This is a genomic window from Streptosporangium sp. CA-115845 (genome assembly GCF_050943795.1).
Lineage (GTDB): Bacteria > Actinomycetota > Actinomycetes > Streptosporangiales > Streptosporangiaceae > Streptosporangium.
Genome location: NZ_CP191988.1, coordinates 5,365,542 through 5,387,527 on the forward strand (window position 1 = coordinate 5,365,542; position 21,986 = coordinate 5,387,527).

20 protein-coding genes are annotated in these 21,986 nt (G+C 71.0%); 5 read left to right on the forward strand and 15 right to left on the reverse strand.

Annotation, left to right across the window (positions count from 1 at the left end; all coding sequences use genetic code 11):
• Positions 1-284: 284 nt before the first annotated feature.
• Positions 285-1,187 (forward strand): hypothetical protein, encoded by a 903-nt coding sequence (locus tag ACQP0P_RS26430; RefSeq protein WP_433359176.1) that lies wholly within the window; start codon positions 285-287, stop codon positions 1,185-1,187.
• A gap of 225 nt (positions 1,188-1,412) precedes the next feature.
• The gene (locus tag ACQP0P_RS26435) at positions 1,413-2,864 is read left to right on the forward strand and encodes an IS1182 family transposase (RefSeq protein WP_433359177.1); all 1,452 of its coding nucleotides are present in this window, start codon (positions 1,413-1,415) and stop codon (positions 2,862-2,864) included.
• 327 nt (positions 2,865-3,191) lie between these two features.
• Here the strand turns inward: ACQP0P_RS26435 and ACQP0P_RS26440 are convergent, their stop codons facing one another.
• Complete coding sequence (locus ACQP0P_RS26440; RefSeq protein WP_433359178.1) at positions 3,192-3,935, reverse strand: sulfite exporter TauE/SafE family protein; 744 nt, start codon at positions 3,933-3,935, stop codon at positions 3,192-3,194.
• 153 nt (positions 3,936-4,088) lie between these two features.
• Here ACQP0P_RS26440 and ACQP0P_RS26445 point away from each other — a divergent pair, with 153 nt between their 5' ends.
• Positions 4,089-4,433 (forward strand): toxin-antitoxin system YwqK family antitoxin, encoded by a 345-nt coding sequence (locus ACQP0P_RS26445; protein ID WP_433359179.1) that lies wholly within the window; start codon positions 4,089-4,091, stop codon positions 4,431-4,433.
• A 40-nt stretch (positions 4,434-4,473) separates the two neighbouring features.
• On the opposite strand, the gene ACQP0P_RS26450 is transcribed toward ACQP0P_RS26445, so the two are convergent.
• The gene (locus ACQP0P_RS26450; protein ID WP_433359180.1) at positions 4,474-4,704 is read right to left on the reverse strand and encodes a hypothetical protein; all 231 of its coding nucleotides are present in this window, start codon (positions 4,702-4,704) and stop codon (positions 4,474-4,476) included.
• Positions 4,705-4,870: 166 nt separating this feature from the next.
• Between ACQP0P_RS26450 and ACQP0P_RS26455 the strand changes: the two genes are divergently transcribed.
• Positions 4,871-5,626, forward strand: a complete 756-nt coding sequence (locus ACQP0P_RS26455) for a carotenoid biosynthesis protein (RefSeq protein ID WP_433359181.1) — start codon at positions 4,871-4,873, stop codon at positions 5,624-5,626.
• Between the two features lie 25 nt (positions 5,627-5,651).
• Here the strand turns inward: ACQP0P_RS26455 and plsX are convergent, their stop codons facing one another.
• From plsX to ACQP0P_RS26505, 10 genes are all read right to left on the reverse strand, one after another.
• Entirely contained in the window at positions 5,652-6,623 is a 972-nt protein-coding gene (plsX, locus tag ACQP0P_RS26460) for a phosphate acyltransferase PlsX (RefSeq protein ID WP_433359182.1), read from the reverse strand.
• Positions 6,624-7,028: 405 nt separating this feature from the next.
• Positions 7,029-8,453, reverse strand: a complete 1,425-nt coding sequence (locus ACQP0P_RS26465) for a recombinase family protein (RefSeq protein WP_433359183.1) — start codon at positions 8,451-8,453, stop codon at positions 7,029-7,031.
• A gap of 10 nt (positions 8,454-8,463) precedes the next feature.
• Positions 8,464-8,595: a hypothetical protein gene (locus ACQP0P_RS26470; RefSeq protein ID WP_433359184.1), complete on the reverse strand. Its 132-nt coding sequence runs from the start codon at positions 8,593-8,595 to the stop codon at positions 8,464-8,466.
• A 33-nt stretch (positions 8,596-8,628) separates the two neighbouring features.
• Positions 8,629-8,904: a hypothetical protein gene (locus ACQP0P_RS26475; RefSeq protein WP_433359185.1), complete on the reverse strand. Its 276-nt coding sequence runs from the start codon at positions 8,902-8,904 to the stop codon at positions 8,629-8,631.
• A gap of 41 nt (positions 8,905-8,945) precedes the next feature.
• Positions 8,946-10,391 carry a carboxylesterase/lipase family protein gene (locus tag ACQP0P_RS26480; RefSeq protein WP_433359186.1) on the reverse strand — a complete coding sequence of 482 codons (1,446 nt, stop codon included), beginning with the start codon at positions 10,389-10,391 and terminating at the stop codon, positions 8,946-8,948.
• Complete coding sequence (locus tag ACQP0P_RS26485) at positions 10,388-11,698, reverse strand: M28 family metallopeptidase (protein WP_433359187.1); 1,311 nt, start codon at positions 11,696-11,698, stop codon at positions 10,388-10,390. Before ACQP0P_RS26485 ends, ACQP0P_RS26480 begins: the two co-directional genes overlap by 4 nt.
• Positions 11,695-12,492 (reverse strand): carbohydrate ABC transporter permease, encoded by a 798-nt coding sequence (locus ACQP0P_RS26490; RefSeq protein WP_350925400.1) that lies wholly within the window; start codon positions 12,490-12,492, stop codon positions 11,695-11,697. The genes ACQP0P_RS26485 and ACQP0P_RS26490 overlap by 4 nt, the downstream gene beginning before the upstream one ends.
• Positions 12,489-13,424, reverse strand: coding sequence for a carbohydrate ABC transporter permease (locus ACQP0P_RS26495; RefSeq protein ID WP_433359188.1), 936 nt, complete (start codon positions 13,422-13,424; stop codon positions 12,489-12,491). Before ACQP0P_RS26495 ends, ACQP0P_RS26490 begins: the two co-directional genes overlap by 4 nt.
• A gap of 462 nt (positions 13,425-13,886) precedes the next feature.
• On the reverse strand, positions 13,887-15,185 hold the full coding sequence (locus ACQP0P_RS26500; RefSeq protein WP_433359189.1) for an extracellular solute-binding protein: 1,299 nt from the start codon (positions 15,183-15,185) through the stop codon (positions 13,887-13,889).
• 135 nt (positions 15,186-15,320) lie between these two features.
• Complete coding sequence (locus ACQP0P_RS26505) at positions 15,321-16,196, reverse strand: alpha/beta hydrolase family protein (protein WP_433382110.1); 876 nt, start codon at positions 16,194-16,196, stop codon at positions 15,321-15,323.
• Between the two features lie 66 nt (positions 16,197-16,262).
• Between ACQP0P_RS26505 and ACQP0P_RS26510 the strand changes: the two genes are divergently transcribed.
• Positions 16,263-16,943 carry a TetR/AcrR family transcriptional regulator gene (locus tag ACQP0P_RS26510; RefSeq protein WP_433359190.1) on the forward strand — a complete coding sequence of 227 codons (681 nt, stop codon included), beginning with the start codon at positions 16,263-16,265 and terminating at the stop codon, positions 16,941-16,943.
• Between the two features lie 35 nt (positions 16,944-16,978).
• Here ACQP0P_RS26510 and ACQP0P_RS26515 read toward each other — a convergent pair whose 3' ends face one another.
• The 3 genes from ACQP0P_RS26515 to ACQP0P_RS26525 all read right to left on the reverse strand — a co-directional run bounded on the left by ACQP0P_RS26515 (position 16,979) and on the right by ACQP0P_RS26525 (position 21,734).
• A complete protein-coding gene (locus ACQP0P_RS26515; protein WP_433359191.1) occupies positions 16,979-18,982 on the reverse strand; it encodes a hypothetical protein in 2,004 nt (667 codons plus the stop codon).
• On the reverse strand, positions 18,979-20,568 hold the full coding sequence (locus ACQP0P_RS26520) for a hypothetical protein (RefSeq protein ID WP_433359192.1): 1,590 nt from the start codon (positions 20,566-20,568) through the stop codon (positions 18,979-18,981). Before ACQP0P_RS26520 ends, ACQP0P_RS26515 begins: the two co-directional genes overlap by 4 nt.
• 125 nt (positions 20,569-20,693) lie before the next feature.
• Positions 20,694-21,734: a LacI family DNA-binding transcriptional regulator gene (locus tag ACQP0P_RS26525; RefSeq protein ID WP_433359193.1), complete on the reverse strand. Its 1,041-nt coding sequence runs from the start codon at positions 21,732-21,734 to the stop codon at positions 20,694-20,696.
• Between the last annotated feature and the right edge of the window lie 252 nt (positions 21,735-21,986).

Consider the following 21,986-nt stretch of genomic DNA (forward strand, 5'->3'; position numbering starts at 1 on the left):
TCCTGTACGGCCAAAGGTGCCGTGGCCCTTGTCGGCCGGAACGCCTCCTCAGCCTGCGAGTCGCTGTCAGGTCAGCGCCTCAAGGCACCCTGGGGCACTTCCTGACCAGGCCGAAAAAGGCTCCATGGCACGTGTGTTTCCCGCTGCGGTACGGCTGCTCGTCGGCGACGCGGTCGATGGGGATGAGCATGCTGTCCACAATGCCTGATTCCCGCTCCACATCGGCTCTGGGCGGTTATGGTGCGTCACACCCGATTTGATCTAGGTCGCAGGAGTGCGCGGTAGTGAACATGAGAGAGCCCGACTGGGCGTATGTGGCCAGGTCCCTTGTCAAGGTCCTGGCCGTCACCGCGGCGCTGTTCCTGGCCTTCAGCGCGGTCGACCGGGTTCTGTGGCTGTTCACCGACTTCGACGAGCGGACGGCTCGGGTGTACGGCACGGCCGCCCGCGTCGCGAACCCGGACAAGCGCCTGTTCTACGGTTACAGCGATGCCGGGGGACTGCTGGAGACGACCTACACGCTGTGGGGGGAGCCGCTCCGGGCCGGTCCCGGTGAGGGCGAGACAGGATACGAAATCGTGGAGAATCTGTTCGGCGCCGTCCGGGCACCCTCCCTCGACGGGCCGTCCGGCAGCCTGGCCGACGCGATCACTTCCGTGGAGGCGGATCCCGACGTCGACAGGGAGCCGACGGAGGAGGCCCGGAAGACCATCGACGGGCTCCCTCAGACGCTCGACGCCGTCGCGGTCGTGGAGTTCACGCACCCGATGACCACCGATCGGCTCGTCGCCTTCAACCGGAGGCACAAACTCTGCGGAGGGGGAGACGTCTCCTACATCTATTCCCCGTCCTACTACGACGACTCCAGCGGCGATCCCCCGTTGAACGCGGTCGTCTGGAACCGCGACATGACCAAGGAGCACAGCTGGGAGGAACTCAACTATCAGTGCGAGACCGAGCCCGAGACGGCGCTGACGGAGTTCCGCAGGTGGGTCGGACTGCTTGACGAAGGGGACGACCTCGACGAGTTCGGGTTGAGCCACGGTTGGCTCTCGGGGGCGGCCGAGGAGGGCGTCGTGTACGGGCTCGTCGTCGACAACTGGAAACTCGCCGACCTGCGCAGGCTCCTCGACGACCCGGAGGTGCAAACGGTTCACCTCGCCGGCGTCGCCTTCGACCTCGGCTAGGTGACTGGTGTTTTTCTGGCGATCTCGCGGTGACCTCTCCTCGTGTGCCAGGGTGATCGTTGTTGGTCACCGGGAGCGGGGAGAGGTTGAGGAATGGCAGTGGGCCAGACTCCGACGCAGCCGGGGCTGCTCTCCTCCACGGTGAGTTTCTGAGAGGGCCGGCCGGCGCCGAACTCGATCTACGCGGTACTGCACCGCGAGTGCGGGAATCTGTTCCCCGATGAGATGTTCGCCGACCTGTTCGCTGAGGACGGCCGGCGCTCGGTGCCGCCGATGATCGTGGCGGTGGTCATGGTGCTCCAGCGGCTGGAAGGGCTGTCGAACCGGGAAGCGGTGGAGCGGTTCGCCTTCGATGTGCGGTGGAAGTACGCCGCCGGCGGGCTGGACCTCGACCATCCGGGGTTCGTGCACACCGTGCTGGTGGACATGCGCGCGAGGCCGGCCGCCTCTGAGCGGCCGAATCGGATTTTCGAGCGGACGGTGCAGGTGGCGGCCCAGGCCGGGCTGGCCGGCCGCAGGCGGGTGCTGGACAGTACGCCGATCTACGATGCGGTGGCGACCCAGGACACCGTCACGTTGATCCGTTCGGCGGTTCGTGGGCTGCTGCGCGCGGCCGATCACGTGCTTCGGGCCGAGCTGCGGGCGATGATCTCCAGCGCGGACGCCTACACCGATATGGCCAAGCCGGTCATCGACTGGACCGATGCCGCTGAGCGGGAGGCGTTGGTCGACTCGCGTGCCGGGGACGGATACGCACTGCCGGCCGTGCTTGATGGTCGCACGCTGGAGCAGGAGGTGGCCCAGGCGGCGCGCCTGCCGGCGACGGTGCTCGGACAGGACCTGGAGGCGGGCGGTGAGGGCGGGGTGTTGCGGATCGCCCGCAAGGTGGCCAAGGACCGCGTCATCTCCACTGTCGATCCTGAGGCCCGGCACGGCCATAAGAGCGTCAGCCGGTCCTTTGACGGTTATAAGGGTCACATCGCTGACGATCCCGACAGTGAGATCATCACCGCCACGGTGGTGAGCGCGGGCAACGTCGGCGATGCCGGCCCTGCCGCTGAACTGCCGGCTGACATCCTGTCCGCGCCCGCCGAGACCGCGCCCGCCGAGATCAGGCGGGCCGAGGTCTATGGTGATGCCGCCTACGGCACCGGGCCGCTGCCGGCCGAGGGTGACATCATCAGCATGGTCAAGGTGCAGCCGGCCAACGCACCGGGTGGCCGTTTCAGCAAGGACGTCTTCACCATCGATCTGGATGCCGGGCAGGTCACCTGTCCGAACCGGGTGAGCGTCGAGATCCGGCCGCAAAGCGACGGGGGTGCGGTGGCCCGCTTCGGCGCTGCCTGCGTGGCCTGCCCGTTGGCCGCGCGGTGCACCACCGCCAGGGACGGCCGCGTCATCACGATCAGCCCCCATGAAGGGCATTTGGCGCGGGGCCGGGCCGACAGCCGTGATCCGGACTGGCTTGCCGACTACCGCGCCACTCGCCCGAAGGTCGAACGCAAGCTCGCTCACATGCTCCGCCGACGCCATGGCGGACGCCGTGCCCGCATGCGCGGCCGAGCCAAAATTGACGCCGACTTCTCTTTGCCGGCCGCCGCGGTCAACCTCGCACGTCTGGGCGTCCTTGGTGTCGCCTCCACCATTCACGGAAGCTGGACGGTGGCTACCGTCTGACCAGCGGGAAGAGGGGAGGCGACTACATGGTGGCCGGCTCAGACGTTCCAGACCGGCTTCACCGGGACGACACCGCTCACCTCGAACGGGTCAGGCACGCGCTGACTGAGAACTCAAGGCGGGGCTGAGCGGGCCACCCCATGCGGCAGCACGTTCAGGACGACCCGCTTAACACCAGTCACCTAGATCGGGTGGCGGTCTTCGGCGGGCTCGGCAGCGCGGATGCGAACCCCGGCACCCGCGCTGTGCTCTTCATCAGGCGCGGCACCGCACCTTTCGACGGTGACCGACTGGATGCTCGTACGACAAACCCCGCCGTAGGGCGACTCACGCGTAGGCGTCGACGCCGAGTTTGAGCGCGACGAGCAGGCCGCAGGCGGCGGTGCCGAGGCGGAGCGCGCGGCCGGGCAGGCGGCGGGCGATCGACGGACCGAGCCGGCCGCCCAGCAGGAATCCCAGCGCGAGGGGTACCGCCGCCGACCACTGCACCGGCCCCAAGAGGGCGAAGCCGATCGCCGCCACCCCGTTGGCCAGGGCGGAGATGACGTTCTTGATAGCGTTGATCTTGACCGGTGACTGGTCGAGCACGGCCGAGAGCACCGCGAACATGAGGACCCCGCCGGCGGCCCCGAAGTAGCCGATGTAGATCGCGACGGCGAACATGGCGGCGCGCGCCTTCCATCCGTCCTCACCGCCGTACCCTCCCATCGTGTTCGGCGGACGGAGCAGCAGCAGTGAGGCGAAGGCGATCAGCCAGGGCGCGATCGCCTCGAACGTGTCGGAGGGGGTCGCCAGCAGCAACCCGGCCCCCACCGCCCCGCCGAGCAGGGTCATCGTGCCGAGTCGCAGCACCCTCGCTCCCTGTCCGGCCAACTCCGGTCGCGACCCGAACGCCGCGCCCACCCCGTTGAAGGTCAGCGCGACCGTGTTCGTCACGTTCGCGGTCACCGGCGGCAGGCCGAAAGCCAGCAGCACCGGGTAGGAGATGATCGAGGCCAGGCTCACCACCGTGCCGACCACCCCGGCCAGCACCCCGGCTCCGAACAGTCCCAGCACTTCAACGACGTTCACGGGGGGACAGCCAACCACACCTCCCCGGCTGGCACGGCACCGCCCACGGCGGAGATACGGGGTGTCGGATTCCGGGTTTACCAACAAACCTTTCCGACCGAATACCCGGGAACAAACCAACACATTCAGCTAGCCCGCTCCTATGCTGTCGTCATGGCGGAGGAATACTTCAAGGACGGAACCCTGTCGGGTAAGGGCGACCACTCGGACGGGCAGCGGAATGGACCGTGGACTTTCTACTTTCGGAACGGCCGGTTGAAGGCGGAGGGTGTCTATCAGGCCGGACAGCTCGTCGGCGAGTGGGTCTGGCACCGCGAGGGCGGCGGCCTCCTGCAGCAGGGCGCCTTCGTGGACGGTAAGCAGCACGGCCCGTGGCGCCGCTGGCACGACAACGGCAACCTGCTGGACGAGGGGACGTACAACGTCGGTAAGAAGACCGGCGAGTGGGTCACCTATGACAAGGCGGGCAAAGAGCTAAAGCGAACAAACCACCGCTGACCAGGCCGGTGCCCGGGAGGTCGTCTCATCTGTCCGTCGGTTATCCGCCTTGCCGAGCCCGTTCCAGGTAGTGGAGCAGGTCGCGCATCCGGGCCGCGGGCCACGGCAGGCTCCGGCCGATCTCCTCGCTGTTCTCCTGCCAGGTCCGCTGCGCCGCGGCTCTGGTCTGCTCCCCGTCGCGGCCGTCGTTGTGGAACCGGTTCGCCAGCGCGTCCCAGCGGCCGACCAGGACCCGCGCCCTCGGGTCTTCGACGGAGGTGCCGTCCTGCATGTGCCGCAGGAGCTCCTCGCCGCTGTCTTCCGGGAGATCGGATTTTCAAAGCGAACCTGACCTCGCCCAGCCGATCAAATGACCGTCCATCGGGCACAGCCACCAGGTGAACAGCAGACGGGAGGAGCCCGGTGCGTTGCGGGTGTGGCCACCACCGGCAGAACCCATGGCCACACGCGCCTCGAAGGCGCTGGGCGCGCTGGGCGCGGTACTGCTGGCCGCGATGGTCGTGGCGCAGGTCGCCTCGGGGCTGCAGCCTCGGCCGATCGCGCTGACCGGTGTGGTCGTCCCGCTGCTGGCGGCGAGCGCGCTGGTCTTCGCCTCGGCGACCCACTCCCCCACCGGAGCCGTCGCGGCGTTCACCGCCGCGGTCGCGACCGGGTACGCCGCGGGGTGGGTCGGAATCAGGACGGGGGTGCCGTTCGGCGACTACCACTACACCGGCGCTCTCCAGCCGGTGCTCGGCGGGGTACCGGTGATCGTGGCGCTGGCCTGGGGTGGCATGGGACTGGCGGCCCACGCGGTGGCCGCCGCGATCGCACCCGGCAGCCGGGCCGCGCGGGTCGCGCTGGGGGCGCTGGCGCTCACCGCCTGGGACGTGTTCCTGGACCCGCGGATGACCCGGCTGGGCCTGTGGGTCTGGCACGACCCCGGCCCCTACCGTGGCGTCCCGCTCGGTAACTTCGCCGGTTGGCTCGTCGTCTCACTGCTGGTCATGGTCCTGATCGAGCGCCTCGTGGCCGAGCCCGCGGCGTGGAGCCCCGGGCTGGTGTCGATCTACACGACGATGGCGGTCATGGAGACCGTCGGTTTCGCGGCGGTTTTCGACCCGCCGGATCCGCTGGTCGCCGTCGCGGGAGGAACGTGCATGGGTCTGTTCGTCCTGCTCGCCTGGGGACACCGATACCGGAGACAACGGTGATCGGGGGACCGGATTTCCATGCCGCTCAACGGGCGGCCTCCGCGGTGAGCCGGTCCGCGAGCCAGGTGACGACCCCGCCCTCGGCGAGATCGTGCGCCACCGCGCAGGCGCGCGCGATCGTCGCCGCCCGCGAGGAACCGTGCGCGACGACGACGGTGCCGATCAGGCCGAGCAGCGCCGCCCCGCCGTAGGCCTCCGGGGCGTAGCGGCGGGCCACCGCCCGCAACTCCTCGGCTCCGGCGGCACCGGAACGCGCCACCAGCGTCAGCGCGGCCCGCATCGAACCCTCGACGTTCTTGAGCACCACGTTCCCGGTGAAACCGTCGGTGACGATCACGTCGACGGTGCCCGCGAGCACGTCGTGTCCCTCCACGTTGCCGCAGAAGCGCAACGGCAGCCCGGCGAGCAGCTCACCGGCCCTGCGGGTCAGCCGGTTACCCTTGCCGGGTTCCGAGCCGATCGACAACAGGCCCACCGACGGGTCGGCGACACCGAGCACGAGCTGGGCGTAGGAGGCGCCGAGCAGCGCGAACTGGGCGATCATCTCCGGGGTGGGGTCGGAGGTCGCCCCGGCGTCGATCAGCACGGTCGCGCCGCCGGTGACCGAGGGCAGCGCGATGGCCAGGGCGGGCCGCAGGACGCCCGGGGCACGCCCGATGCCGTGGATGGCGCACGAGACGACCGCGCCCGTGGAACCGGCCGACACGAACGCCGACGCCTCCTTCCGCCGTACGAGGTCGCAGCCGACCGTCAGGCTGGTCCTGGTGGAGAAGACCGCTCCCGCGCCCCGTTCGGTCATCGGGACGACGTCCTCGGCGTGCACCACGCCGATCTCGCCGACGGCGCCGTGGCGGGCGAGCTCGGCGCGGACGGCGCCGGAGCGGCCCACGAGCACCACGGGGATTCCGAGCTCACGCCGGGCCGTGACCGCCCCGGCGACCGTCTCGCCCGGTCCGTGGTCTCCACCCATCGCGTCGACGGCCACCGGTTCCGACATCACACCCTCCCGACGACAGCATTGGGCGGCCTCGCACCGGACGACCTCGTGCCAGACGACCTCGTGCCGGCCCCACCCCTGCCGGTTCACGGCACCTCGGCGATCAGCCGGCGTTCGGCGCGGCCGGCCGCGATCGTGACGTCCCGCCCCGCGGCGGCAAGGCTGCCGAGACCGGCGCCGATCACCACGACATGGCTCACGCGCTCCTCCTCGTCGCCAGGTCCGCGGGGTCCGCGCGTACGCGTTCGGATGCGTCTGTCCGGTGGCAGGCGCACGGCCCATGATCAATGGCGTCGGACGACCCATCCCCGGACCGGGCTGCGGATAAATCAACTCATCGCGTAAGAAGCCGTAAAGACGGTGCCTGCCTCTCGGCTCTGAGCCGCCGGACCCCTGCCTGCTCAGCTACTCCTCGCCGTCCCCTGCAAGGTGGTGCCAGTCGAGCGAGACATGATCCTCCGGTGTCATGTTCCGTGCGTGTTTCCCGTTCGCCGGCCTCAGAGTCACGATCGTGCAGAACGCCACCCATGAACGCCTCACAGGCAAAGGAGCGTCGGCCCATCCTTCGATGAGTCCAGAGATGCCGGAGACGGAGTCGAGAGGAGGTAGACCGGTGACCCCGGACAGCTTGGACTCGACCTCTTCGAGCTTGCCCCTTAGGGCTTCGCTTCCAGCCGTCATCTGCGAGAGGCTGATGGCCCCCTCGGCGTAGGCCAAGGCAAGACCGTTGAGGCGTTCACGCAAATTCTTCATCTCGGCTCGCAGGTGTGCCGTGTCGGCATCGCTGCCCCCTGCGTGCATGGCAAGGACTGGGGGCAGGAAGTCGGGCCACACCATGCGGGCGAGAGTCGCCTTCTCCGCTCTCTCGTCGGCGATGTCCCGAGGTGTACGCGTGTGGGTCTGACGGCATCCGTAAACCTTCGTCCCCCGGTACCCCCTGCCGCTCACGGTCTCCCCGCACACGCCACATACTGCGATGCCGGCCAGGAGCGTCGTCGCCGTCCTGCCGGTCCTCGGACCTCCGCTGAACCTGTCGGGGCTCGACAGGATCGACACCACCGCATAGTGGGTCGCGTCATCGAGGATGGCCGACCACTCGGCATCCCCCATGACCTCGCCTCGGTAGGTTCGCCGGCCGATGTACCTCGGGGAAGTGAGTACCTTCTTCACCCCTCGCAGGGTCCACGCTTTCGCTCCGGCCGCGATCGAGCGAGGCGACAGGAGACCGGCCTGGGTCCACTTCCGGGCGACAGACGACAGAGACTCACCGGCAAGGATCATCGAAGCGCCTTCGCGGATGGCCTCGGCCTCGGCCGGAACGATCGCCACGTGGTCCTCGCCGTATCCGAAGGGACGGATGCCTGCCGTGTAGGGCTTGCCCGCCTTCGCCGCTTGCAGGTTCGCGAGAGCCTGGCGCTCCGCCTTCTGCTCGCCCTCGTATGTCGCCCACGCCGTGACCGTACGGGCGACGGCTCGACCAGCGGGAGTCGACAGATCAAGGTGTCCGGCGCGCACCGCGTGCACGTTCACGCTGAGCGCGATCACTCGTTCAAGGTCCTTCGTCACCCTGACGAGCCGGTCCGTGTGCCAGCACACGACCGCTTCCGGTTGGCTGGCCAGCAGTGCCTCGAAGCCTGGCCTGACTTTCCCCTTCGTAGCGCTGATGTCGTTGTCTGAGAATACCTCCCCCACCTCGAAGCCGAGGCGTGCGCAAAGCCTCCGACACTCCTCCTCTTGCCTCGCTATGCCGAGTTCTTCTCCGGTGAGATCCCTGGAAATGCGGACGTAGATGCTGGCCCGTACAGGGCCGCGCCCCTTGGGTTTCGCCATGGCGGCAATGTTACCTACAAGCTGTACTACTCAAGCAGTGGTAGAAGGGCACTAGCAGGCAGACCCTGTCGGTCTCGTCGTAGCCGACCAGCTCGCCGACGAAGTAGCCGTTGTTGAGGATGTTGTAATGCGACAGGGGCACGCCCTCGGGGAAGCCGGTGGTGCCGGAGGTGTACTAGATGTTGGTCGGATCATCGAAGGTCAGCGAGGCCATGCGCTCGCGCAGCCGCTCGGGGCCGATGTCCGTAGCCCCGGCCAGCAAGCGGCGCCAGCTCCCCTCGCCGATGTAGGCGACGTCGGCGTTCAGCTCGGCGTAGGTCCAGCGGCGCTCGCCCGGCAGGTCGACCAGGGCCTCCCGGTCGCCGAAGCGGGCCACGATCCGCTCGAAGTTCTCGCCGATGGTCTCACCGAGGAGGGGGGCGCCCGAGACGGCGCACGAGTAGGACAGCATATGGAAAACCTCCGGTCGCTGAGTAACAAGGTGCACGCCGCTCACGGCTCCCGCAAGAGGTGCCGTTGCGGCCGCAGGGGATCGTCGGCGACCTCCGACTCGGTATCGAAGATCATTACTTGCCTGCGGGCGCGGTCGTAGCCGGGCCATCCCGGGTCGCCGTCGCGGGCGAACCGCACCCAGGCGCCGTGCATCGCCTCGGCGAGCGCCTTCGGGGGCCGCTGCCCCGCCGTACGCTCGACGCCTGGCGCGTCCAGCACGTCGAAGGCGAAGGGCAGGTCGATGTTGTGCGCGGCGCCGACCTTCCCGCCTCCGATGGGAGAGGGCACCGGCGACTCCCAGCGGAACTCGTAGGCGTGGGTCGGGGCGGAGGCGGTGGCCGCGCGGGCCTCCTCGATCCAGATCGTCTCCCTGCGGAACAGGTGGTCGCCGGCCGCCCTGCCGACGAGTTCCTCGGGCGACAACCCGGGATGCGCGTCCCGGTAGCCGGGCGGCAGGCCCATCTGCGCCAGCACGGCCGCGGCCGTCGCCTCGTCGATCCCCCGCGCCATCGCGCGCACGAAGACACCGGCCTCGTCACCGGTGCAGCCGACCAGGAGCGGGATGTGTCCGCCCACCCCCGCGCGCAGCGCGTCCAGTGGCACGGAGGGCACCAGCTCGCCGTCCACGACGGGCTGAATCGGCACCGCCCCGCTCAACGCGCCGGACTCCCCGCCCGACAGCGGCGGCGGCTGCTCGGCCACCAGCGCGGCGGGTGGGATGGTCAGGAAGTCCTCCCTGGCCGGCCGGACGCCGAGACGGGCGGCGAGCTCACCGGCGTACCCGCGGGCCCGCTGTGCCGATACGGCCAGGCTCGCCGACCCGCTCATCACGATCGCCCGGCGGAACAGGCCCGCCGCGCGGGGAATCGTCAGGAGGGTGGCGCACGCCGCGCCGCCCGCGGACTGCCCCGCGATCGTCACGTTGCCCGGATCACCGCCGAACGCCGCGACGGCGGAGCGCACCCACTCCAGCGCGGCGAGCCAGTCGAGCACGCCCCGGTTGAGCGGCGCCCCGTCCAGCGCGAGGAACCCCTCGAAGCCCAGCCGGTAGTTGGCGGAGACGCACACCACGCCGTCGCGGGCGAAGCGGTGTCCGCGGTGCCAGGCGGCTCCGTTGCCGCCGATGGCGAAGGCCCCGCCGTGAAACCAGACCAGCACCGGCAGGCCGGCGGCACCGGGGTCGGGGGTGTGGACGTCGAGGTTGAGGCAGTCCTCTCCGGAGGCGAACACCTCGGGGGCGTACAGCCCGATGTCGTCGGTAGCCCGCTGCGGCGCCGCCGCGCCCGGCAGGAGCGCCGGGCGGACCCCGTCCCAGGCGGGTGGCGGGACGGGCGCGCCGAAGCGGTGTTCGCCGAAGGGCGGGGCGGCGTACGGAACGCCGAGGAAGGAGGCCACCGTTCCGTCGAAGCGGCCCCTGACGAGGCCGGAGGGGGTTCGCACGATCATCTGGGGCTCCATCCCTCGGTGCCCTCGACGATGCGGATCGCCGCGCGGGTCAGCGGCACCAGGCTCGCCTCGTCGACCTTGTCGAGGGTGTCGGCGGAATCGAACAGGTACATGGGGGCCGCGAGGAAGTGCACCAGCGGCACCCCCTCCGGGTGGAAGAACGCGCCGTCGGTCGGCGGCATCGGCGAGAACACGTCGGGCGGCAGCACGAACGACCTGCGCAGGTCCTCGGCGACCAGCGCCCGCTCGACGAGCCGCTCCAGCTCGGGGCGCCGGGTGGTGAACCACCAGCGCGGTTCGGGGGCACCGGTGGGCACCAGCGTCCCACCCTCCGCGCGGCACTCGCGGGCCGCGTGCTCCAGGTGGACCTGGAGCACGACCCGGTCCAGCAGGGCCCGGTTCTCCTCGATGAACGCCCGGGTGCCCGCCGCGTGCGCCATGTGCCCGGCGGTCAGCAGGAAGAGCAGGTTGTGCGGCCTGTCCTCCTCCGGCACCCGCGACCAGTGCCTGGCGGCGGCCAGCACCAGCGCGACACCGGAGGCGTCCTCCACCGCGGAGGCCCAGGGGGCGTCGTGGTGCGAGGCGACGATCACCCAGCCGTCGCCCCGCCCGGGCAGGGTGGCGATCACGTTGTGCGAGGTCGCGGTCGAGGTCTCCGACTCCACGGACAGCGTGCCGGCGCAGGACCCCTCGTCCATCAGCGCCAGCACCCGCCGCGAGTCGGCCGCCGACAACCAGACCGCGGGTACGGACCGGTGCACCGCGTCGTAGGGCACGTAGTAGTCGCGCGTCTCCCACGGGAGGCCGGTCAGCGCCCCGACGTACCCGGCCGCCCCCGAGGTGACCGCCCCGTCGAGATCCTCCAGGTAGCCGGGCGCGAACGGCAGCGTCTGCACCAGGCCGTCGAAGTCGCCGTCGGGGTCGTGCACGGCGGTGGCGATCTCCCGTACCAGGGCCTGGGGCAGCTCGGCGAAGGTGTGCTCGCGCACCGCGATGCGACCGGGGACCGCCGACCGGGTGAGCGGCGCGGTCACCGTCGCCTTCGGGGTGGTGTAGGGCAGGGCGAAGGCCGCCACCTCGACGGCGCGGGACGGGTCGGCGTCCAGGTGGGCGCGGAGCGTGGCGGTGACAGGGTGCCAGGTGGGCACCTCGACCGGTGCGAGGCGCACGTCGAGCCCGAAGTCCGCCAGCAGCCCCGCCGCCCACCTCTCCGTCCACGCGTCGGCGGGGTATCCGGGGCGCCGGATCCCCCTGGCCGTGATCGTCTCGATCCACGCCATGATCTCGGCGGTGTCCGGGACCGTCATTTGACCCCCCCGAAGGTGAGCCCCGCCACGTAGTAGCGCTGCAGCCCGGCCAGCAGCAGGAACGGCGGCACGGCGGTGACCAGGGCGGCGGCGGTCATGAGGTGGTAGTTGAAACCGTGCTCGCTCTGGAAGTTGGCCAGTCCCACGGGCAGCGACCACAGTGCGGGGTCGTTGGCGACGATGAGCGGCCAGAGCAGGTTGTCCCACTGGGCGAGGAAGTGGATGAGGAAGAGCGTCACCAGCGCCGGTCGCAAAAGCGGAAGCGCCACCCGGAGGAAGATGCGCAGCTCCCCCGCCCCGTCGACGCGCGCCGCGAAGATCAGCTCTTTGGGAACGCCGAGGGCGAACTGGCGGACCAGGAAGACGCCGAAGGCACTGATCATGCCGGGGACGATCACCCCCTGGAAGGTGTTCACCCAGCCCAGCTCCTTGACGATCAGGAACACCGGAATGATCATGACCATCGGGGCGAGCGCGAGCGTGCCGACCACGAGCGCGAACAGCACGCGCCTGCCGGGGAAGGACAGCTGGGCCAGGGCGTAGCCGGCCGCCGAGGAGAAGAGGACGTCCAGCGCCCCGCTGCCGACGCAGTAGATCACGCTGTTGCGGAAGTAGACGGGGAAACCCTCGCCCGCGAACAGCTCGGCGAGGTTCCGCGGCAGGTGGAAGCCGTTGAAGACCAGCCCGCCGAGGTCGGTGTCGTCGGGAGCGGAGGCGACCACGAGCATCACGTAGATCGGCAGCAGCATCGCGCCCACGGCGCTCAGCAGCCAGACGGTCCGGAGCACCCTCATTCGTCCCCACCCCGCAGGAAGCCGAACTGGACGATCGAGACGACCAGCATCGCGACCAGCAGCATCATGGCCAGCGCGGAGGCGTAGCCCATGTGCTCGTAGGGGAAGGCGTTGGCCCAGATGTAGTAGGGCAGCACCTGGGTGGCGTCGGCCGGGCCGCCGCCGGTGAGCAGGAAGGCGGGCACGAAGGCCTGCATCGATCCGGCGACGGAGATGACCAGCACGAACAGCAGGGTCCTGCGGAGCAGCGGGACGGTGATCCTGCGGAACGTGGTGACAGGCCCGGCACCGTCGATCGCCGCGGCCTCGTAGACCTCCCGGGGCAGCGCCTGCAACCCGGCCGTCAGGATGATGACGAACAGCCCCAGGCTCTTCCAGACGACCATCACGACCAGCGCCCAGATCGCCAGATCCGAGCCGGTCAGCCACGCCTGCGGCTCGATGCCGGCGGCGCCGAGCAGCGTGTTCGCCATACCCCGGTCGGAGTAGATGATGACCCATACCATCGACGTCGCGGCCAGCGGCATCACCGCGGGCACCATGACCAGCGAGCGGAGCACGCGGTTGAGGCGGCCGGGCCCGCTGAGCGGCACCGCGACGAGCAGCGCGAGCAGGATGGTCGGCAGGACCGTGCAGACCGTGTAGACGACGGTGATCCACGCCGAGTTCCAGACCCCGGGATCCTGGAGCATCCGCGCGTAGTTGTCCAGCCCGATCCACCGCGGGGCGCCGGCCATCTCGTAGTCGGTGAAGCTGAGGTACACGGCACCGCAGAACGGCACGAGCCAGAAGACGACGAAGAAGACGGCCACCGGGATCGTCAGCACGATCCCGGCCCCCGCCTCCCGGCGCGACCTGCCGCGCCCACCTTTCCCCAGCCCCGGCGAGGAGGCGGGTACGAGCGCCTCAACACTCTTCGTGGTCAGGGTCATCGGGCCTCCCGGCGCGACCTGCCGCGCCCACCTTTCCCCAGCCCCGGCGAGGAGGCGGGTACGAGCGCCTCAACACTCTTCGTGGTCAGGGTCATCGGGCCTCCCGGCGCGACCTGCCGCGCCCACCTTTCCCCGGCCCCGGCGAGGAGGCGGGTACGGGCGCCTCAACGCTCTTCGTGGTCAGGGTCATCGGGCCTCCCGGCGCGACCTGCCGCGCCCACCTTTCCCCGGCCCCGGCGAGGAGGCGGGTACGGGCGCCTCAACGCTCTTCGTGGTCAGGGTCATCGGGCCTCCCGGCGCGACCTGCCGCGCCCACCTTTCCCCAGCCCCAACGAGACTGCGGGTACGAGCGCCTCGACAATCTTCGTGGTCAGGGTCATCGGGTACCCACCACGTCACCTCGGCCCCGGTAGGACCGGCCCGGACAACCGGCCGGACGACCCGCATGCCCGGTGTCCACGTTCACAGCGCGAGCCGTACGGTGGCGTCGAAGTCCTTGGCCGCCCGGGCGGGCGTGGATCGGCCGTGGGCCACGGCGTCGCAGGCGCTGGAGGCGGCCTTGGCGAGCTCCAGCGCGGCGGGGATGGCCGGCCCGAAGTCGGCGTCGGGGATGCCGGAGGCCGCGATCCTCATCAGTTCGGAGGTGCCGCGCGGCCCGGCGTCCCGCCAGCCGGTGGCCGGGATGACGATCCCGTTCTCCAGGTTGGCCGTGACCGACTCCCGCCCCTGGAGGTAGTTGATCAGGTGCCAGGCGGTGAAGCCGTTCTTCGACACGGCGGCGACGCCCCAGCCCCACGTGTAGGCGGGCACGACGGCCCTGCCGCCCGCCCAGCGGGGCATGGGCGCCACGCCGTAGTCCTTGCCCGGCTTGAGGGTGTCCTCGCCGAGCCGCTCCAGCGCGGGACCGAGGAAGGCCCCGCTGACGACCATGGCGGCCTCACCCGAGTAGAACAGCCCGAGCGCGCCGAGCGGGTTGGAGAGCCTGGGGTTGCCGATCCCGGCGAAGTACTCCAGGGCCCGGATGCCGTGCTCGGTGTCGAGGGAGGCGCGGGTGCCGTCGGCGCTGACCAGCTCGCCGCCGCCGCCCTTGATGAGCGCGGTCAGCGTCATCAGCGCCCACTGCGGGTCACCGTAGAGCCACTGCAGGCCCACCCGCCTGCCGTCGGCCGAGGTGAGTCTCTTGCTGTGGTCGGCGACCTCCTCCCAGGTCGTGGGAGGTTTGTCCGGGTCGAGACCGGCCTCCTCGAAGCGGTCCCTGCGGTAGTACAGCATGGCGGGGTTGAGGTCGATCGGCACGCCGTACGCCTGGCCGCGGTAGCTCAGCGGGGCGACCGTCCCCGGCTCGTACCGTCCCAGGACGGTCGCCACGTCCGGAGCGCCGAACGCCCGGGGGTCGATGGGCGCCAGCCGCTCCTTTCCGGCGTGGGAGGGGAAGCTCCAGTGCCCGATCTTGAAGACGTCGGGTGGGGTGCCGCCGCCGAAGGCGGTCAGCAGCTTGGCGTCCAGCTGGGCGACGGGCAGGTAGAGGAGCTTGACGTCCACGCCGAACTCGTCGATGTAGCGGTGCACCAGCTTCTCGAACTGCGGGCCCGTCTCCTGCGAGCCGTGCAGCCAGACGCTGACCTCGCCGTGCGGCCTGCCGTCCTGGGCCTGCCGATCGGGCCGCTCGGGCCGGTCGTCGCCGCAGGCCGCCAGCACGCTGGGCGCGGCCAGGGAGAGCGCGCCGGCCGCGAGCAGCCGGCGCCGTGTCAGATCCGCCATGGCGGTTCTCCTGGGGGATGATCCCGTACGGCGGGCACCGCGCGGGATGAGGTGGTCACGGGAGGTTCTCGGCGGCCCGGGGCCGCCGGGAGGTGCCTGGCGGCCTCCTGCCGGCGGGCCGCGTCGGTGTGGTGGTCACGGGAGGTTCTTGGCGGCCTGGTTCTGCCAGGCGGTGTTGGCGGTGAACTCGGGGGCACTCCCGGCGAAGGCGCCCCGGGCGTAGGCGTCGTCCTGGAGGCGGTACCTCAGCCAGGCCGTCAGGTAGCCGAGGAAGCCGCCGCCGGTGCCCTGGATGTCGTTGTGGCCCGCGCCCTTCAGCAGTGCCATGGCCGCCGCCCCGGGCACCTGGTCGTAGTAGCCCCGCAGCGCCGAGGCCGGTGAGATCAGCCAGTCGTCGCTCCCGCTCATGAACAGGACGGGGCAGGCCAGCTGGGAGACCTGGAACCGGTCGCCGGCCCCCACCCAGAGCTGCGCGGGCAACGCGATCGGCACGGCGGTGGTGACGAGCCCCGCGGAGAGGTTGGCCGCGTTGACCGTGCCGCCCGCGCCCTGGGAGTGCCCGGCGGCGCCGACCCTGGTCGTGTCGAGCCGCTGATGGAACGGGCTCGCGGGGTCGGCGTTCCTCGCCACCAGGTATTGCGCGGCGGCGAGCATCTCGGTGCCCGTCCCGGTGGTCGTGTCGGTGGAGGCGATCACGGCGAAGCCCCAGGAGGCGAGCTGGTCGAGCACGCCGGGGTAGAGGGCGGGGGTGGCGTGGGAGCCGTTCCCCCAGGTGACGATCGGGTGCCGGAAGCCACCGGCGCCGAGGTCCGCCGGGTGGTGCAGCCGATAGGTTCCCGAGGCGTCGCCCGCGTCGGAGGCGGTGACCGCCCAGGGGCCCCGGACCGCGTAGTGCGACTCGATCGTGCCGGCCGCCACCGCCTGGGTGGTCCGCGACACGAGGCCCGCCGACAACAGCCCGACCGCCGCCACGCGCAGCACCCGCCGCCGGGACATGCCCTTGTCTTCCATGGTCACCTCACCGATTCTTTGGAGACGTGAACGTCTCCTAACAGAGGGAAGTACGATCTGTGATTGATGTCAAGACAGGATCGGAAGAAAATTCCGGAGGGTGAGCCCCTCCCCCGCGGCCGTCACGGGCTGCCCCCAGAAGTGGTCCGCACCTCGCAGCGCGACCGCCTGATCCAGGCGATGCTGCTGCTGGTCGCGGCCCGGGGGTACGCCGCCACGACCGTGCCCGATGTGATCGCCGCCGCGCGGGTCTCGCGCAACGCCTTCTACGCCAACTTCCACGACAAGGAGGCCTGCTTCCTCGCCCTGTGCGAACGGGACCTGCCCGGCGTGGTCGAGACGATCCTGTCCGCGGCCGAGGGCACCGGCCACGACTGGGTCGCCGCTGTCCGCCAGGGCCTGCACGCCTACCTGCGGTGGTGGCAGGACCGTCCCGAGTACGCCCGCGCCTACTTCGTCGAACTCCCCGCGGCGGGCCGGCGGGCGATGGACCAGCGCGACCGCGCCTACCTGCCCTTCCTGGAGATGCTGCGCGCCCTCGCCGCGCGGGCCAGGGCGGAGACCCCCTCCCGGGGACCGGTCAGGGAGAGCGTGCCCGCCCTGATCGTCTTCGGCGTCACCGAGTTCATCGCCGCCGAGGTGCGCGCGGGGAACGCGGAGCGGCTGTCCGCACTGGAGGAGGAGGTGCTGCACTACACGGTCACGCTGCTCGCCGACCACGAGACGGCCGACAGGGCACTCGGCTGACCCGCGGCCCCCGCGCCGCGGGGGCCGCGTCCGGGTCAGGGCATCGCCCGCACCCCCTCCACCTGGACGTTCCAGCCCGCGGGGAAGCCGGGCGCGCACCTGTCGGGCCCGCCGTCCCAGCCCGCCGCCATCAGCGCGACGGCCGCCAGCAGGCCGCCGTTGCCCGGCAGGTAGAGCGGCAGGATCCCGGGCCACTGCCGGTTGTGACCCGAGACCAGATGCGCGTTCTTGGGCACGTCCATCAACAGCGCGTCGACCGCCTTGCCCGGCTCGCCCAGCCTGGCCGCGCACATGGCGAGCATCGGGTAGTCCCAGCCCCAGGTGCTCGGCAGGTCCCAGGTCTCCAGCACGTCGTCGAGGGTGGCCCGCATGGTCTCCGGATCGATCAGCGGCGTCGCCGGAACGAGGCCCAGGGCCCCGGTCATCGAGGGGTGGTCCGTCCTGAGCGTGTACGGCTCCACCGCGATGGCCGCGTAGACGCCGTCCCTGACGCACGGCGCGGCCAGCCCGTCCCGCACCCTCTCCCACTCCGGGTCCCGGGCGAGGCCGAGACGCTCACGCCACCGCTGCGCGGTCTCCAGCCCCCACCACCAGTAGGCCAGCTCGAACGTGGGATTCCTGACCGTCGTCCTGATCTCCGCGTACGACTCCTGCGCCGGGATCAGCGGCGGCCCGAGCACGTGGCGGCCGCCTTCCTCGATGGGAAAGGACGCCATGAACTCCGCGGTCTCGAAGACCAGGTCCCGGTAGTCGTGCAGTGCCTCCGGCCGGACCCGGTAGAGGAGTTCGGCGAAGTAGATCGGGTGCGGCTGCTGCCAGATCAGGAACGGCCCGATCGTGCTGGGGCTCTCCCTGCCCTCGGGACCGACCTGCTTGGGCCAGCGGGCCCCGCGACACCCCTGCCCGGCGGCCGTGGCCCGCGCCGCGGGAAGGATGCTCCGGTACCACGGCAGGCTGCGCTCCAGCAGTTCCGGCCTTCCCCACAGCGGGAAATGCGCCGCGTGCCACCAGTGCATCTCCAGGTGGAACTTGCCGCTCCAGGAGTTGCAGACCAGGCCGGTCTCCTGCGGCGGCAGCGAGCCCGCGCAGTTGACCGCGGTCAGGTACTGCGAGAGGACCACGCGCCGTTCCAGCTCGGGCGCGCGCGGATCCGAGCTGCCCTCGAAACTCACCGCGCCGCCATCGGTCCAGAAGCGGGCCCAGTGCCGGGCGGCGGCCGCGCGGACCTCCGCGAATCCGGGAAGGCCGGGCTCCGCGGGGTCGAGCCCGAAGGCCACCACGAACTCGGTGGCGCCCTCCAGCCGGTAGCGGTGCTCGGCGACGGGCGTGAGCCGGGCCGGCCCCTGCCAGGCGAGGGCGACGTGGTGGCGGTCGCCGTCCAGCACCCGGGTGAAGTCACAGCGTGCGGCGCCGACGACGTGGCCGGTGACGTGCCGCTCCGGACCGTCCCAGTCGGCGGCCACGTTCCAGGCCGCACAGGCGTACGGGAAGGCGATCGTCACCGCCGCCCCGCCGGTGACGCGCACCGCCAGCAGGTCGCGTCCGGGGTGGCAGACCGTCTCCACCTCGTACGGCACGCCGTCGAGCGTGAACGCGCTGCGCAGCAGCCCGCTCCACAGGTCGAGCCGCTGGTGGACGCCGACGAGGTCGGTGATCTCCACGTGCTCACCGAGGTCGAGCCCGATCCTGCCCAGGTCGAGCCGCTGGGGATTGCCGTGCAGCCACGTACCAGCCTCGAACTCCGGCGCCACCGGACCGCCGAAGGTCATCCGGTGCCGGTCGGGATAGCGGGCCCGGCCGTAGCCGGTCATCGCGTCCGCCAGGGCGAAGCCCCGGGGGTTGGGCATCGTGTGCCAGCCCCACTGCGACTGGGTGCCCAGCGGCATGCTCGCGGCGTGGAAGGCGGGGAAGGTCTGCAGCCCGGTGACATCGGCGGTGAAGGCGAACTCGCCGTTGCCGACGGTCAGCGGGGACTCCGCGTCCGGCTCGGTCAGCACCACGGCGTGCCGCCGTACCAGGGCCTCGCGGTCGATGCTCACGAGCACCCCGGCGTGCCCGAGGCACGCTGGGCGCGCATGAACGTGACGTCGCCCGCGACATCCGCCTGTGACATGGTGCCGAGGTCGAGCACGACGTCGGTGAAGGCCAGCGACGCCCGGCGCATCGCCGTCACGTCGATCGCCTCGGCCCCGAAACGCGGTGAGAAGAGCGTCTTGGGGGCCGCGATCGGCGCGATGGTCGGCAGCAGGTGCTGGTTGTACGGCGTGCCCTCGCCCCCGAAGCCGCAGTGGTGCGGCACGGTGCCCACGTCGGCCGCCGACAGCCCCTTCAGCACGGCCGTGCGCCGCACGTCCCAGTGCTGGATATGGCCCTTGACCAGCTCGCGCAGGGGCGTGCTCTCACTGACCGGGACCCAGAGCAGCTCGGTGAGCGAGGGATCGGCCACGAGCTCCAGTCCGGGCAGTCCTCCGGCGCGGGTGACCGCGTCGTAGCGCCGGGCGCCCAGGTGTTCCAGGACGACGACCGAGGAGACCTTTCCCTGGTCGTACTCGGCGTCCAGCATCGCCGCCAGCTGCCCCGCGCCTCCCTCACGGACGCCGGGTCCGGTGAGGTGCTGGTAGAGGTGGCCGGTCACGAAGGCGAACTGGACCGTACGCGGGCGGCAGCTCACCGGCAGCGACGCCAGGTAGCGGGCCATCTCCACCATCGTGAGCGGGCCGTTGTCCCACACCGGGCTCATGCCGTCCGTGTGGCTCTCCACGACGATCTTCTGCTCGCTCGCCCCGGGCAGGGTGGCCAGGACGGTGCGGGTCGTCTTCGGCGTCCACGCCGCGTCGACGGTCAGCACGGCCTCGACCGGCTGCCCGGCGGCGAGCGCCTGCTTGATCCGCTCGCCCTGGTCGACCCCGAGATAGGCGCCGGGAACCTGGTACGGCAGCCCCTCGTAGGGCGCGTACATCCCCTCGATCTGGGCGTGCGGCAGGCGGCTCACCTCCAGCACCCCCGCCGCGCCCGCCGCGGCGGCGGCTTTGAGGTCGGCGTCGGCCCCGGCGGGGGCCTCCATGGAGTCGGAGCCGAGCAGGTTGATCGTGAGGCCGGGGTCGTACATGTGGTAGCCGAGCAGGGGCGGGTAGAAGAGCAGGTTGGGCACCGTCGACCAGGGCAGATCCCTGACGACGATCTTCCCCGCGGCGTTCGCCGCGGTGATGGCGGTGCCCGCGGGCAGGTAGGTGAGCGGGGCGGTCACCCCGACCGGCCCGGTGGAGTAGGAGAAGGGCACGGGCGCGGCGACCGCCACGTCCTGGCCGCCGACGGTCAGCCCGGTGGCGAGGTCGTCCCAGCGGTCGATCTCGTAGGGCAGCGAGGAGAGCTGGACGCCGGGGACCGCGCCGATCTCGTCCTCCAGCCAGTCGATGTAGTCGTCGTGGGCGGCCGAGCCGGTCGGCCGGGGACCGAAGTCCTCCTGCCGCTCGGCGAGTTCGAGCAGGCGGGCCTCGCTCGCGAAGCTCGCCGGGTCGATTCGCACCGGGCAGGTCGTCGCCTGGGCGGCGAGCGCGGCTCCCGGCAGGGAGACGGGGAAGGTGAGGGCGAGAAGCATCGGTCCGATGAGGATGAGACGTTTCACGGGGGGTCCTTCGCGTCGGAACACGGTGACATGGCGGTCCCTCGCGGGGACCGCTCAACGGGCTGCTCGTGCCGGGACGGGGTGCTTCAGGAGATCCCGGTCAGCGGCAGGTCGACGCCGTCCGGTCACTCCCGTCCGGCCGGTGGGCCGGTGGTGCCGCGGACGACGAGGGTGGGTGAGACGGAGGACAGGACGGACCGCCCGCGGCCCTCGATGCGCTCGACGAGCAGGCGCGCCGCGGTGGCCCCGATGACGTGTCCGTCCTGGTCGACGCTGGTCAGGGAGATGGGCTTGAGGGAGGCGATGCCGATGTTGTCGTATCCGGCGACCGACAGGTCACCGGGGACCGACAACCCGGCCTCGTAGGCCGCGCGCAGCACCCCGAGGGCCGCGACGTCCGCGCCGGCGAAGATCGCGGTGGGCCTGGCCGGCCGGGCGAGCAGCTGCCGCGCCCCCTCGTAGCCGCCCTCCTCGGTGAAGGAGGTGGCCACCACGTCGATCCCCTCCGCCAGGCCCCTGGCGCGCATGGCCTGGCGGTAGCCCTCGGCGCGGACGGCCTGCGGGGAGTCGGCGCCGGAGGCGCGCCCCCGGTCGAGATGGGTGATGTGGGCGATCCGCCGATGGCCGAGATCGGCCAGGTGGTCGACCACCAGGCGGGCGCCGAAGACGTCGTCGTCGACCACGGAGTCGTACTCGGCGGCACTTCCGTGACGGCCGATCACCACGATCGGCGTCGTGGTGGCGATGGCGGCGAGTTCCGCGCTCGACATGACCGGAGATATCAGGATGATTCCATCCATGCTCCGGTCGATCATCGCGTCGGTCATCCTCGCCTGACTCCTGGGCTCGTCCCCGCCGGGGCCGAGCAGCACCTGGTACTCGGTGCCGCCCAGCCGGCCGGTGACGCCCTCGATGATGTCGGGGAAGAACGGGTTCCTGGTGTCGGACAGCATCACACCGAGGGTGTAGGTACGGCCCCGCATGGCCCTGGCCGCGGCGTGCGGCCGGTAGCCGAGCTCGTCCATGGCCTCACGGACCTTGGCCCGCATGCCGGGACTGACCCCGTAGGCCCCGCGCAGCACCTTGGACACGGCGGCCGTGGAGACGCCGGCCCGGCTTGCCACGTCGGCGATGGTCACCCGGCGCGGTGCTGATCCTGTGGTCACGCGAGTCCTTCGGTAGGCGAAAGCGAGAACGGCCCTGCGGCGAGCCTCAGGGGGAAAGTGCGGCAAATCGCCGGGCGAGCGCGGCGCCCGAGTGTAGAACGAAATACATTCTGCCAATGCAGAGGCGACGGTACCCGGTCGAAGCCATCCCCGCCAGACCCGAGTTTTACCACTTCTTAACGAGTTGGTCACCTCGAACGTGGCTCTTGACGCCACAAACGCCCCTGATCTAACAATGGAGAACGTTCTACG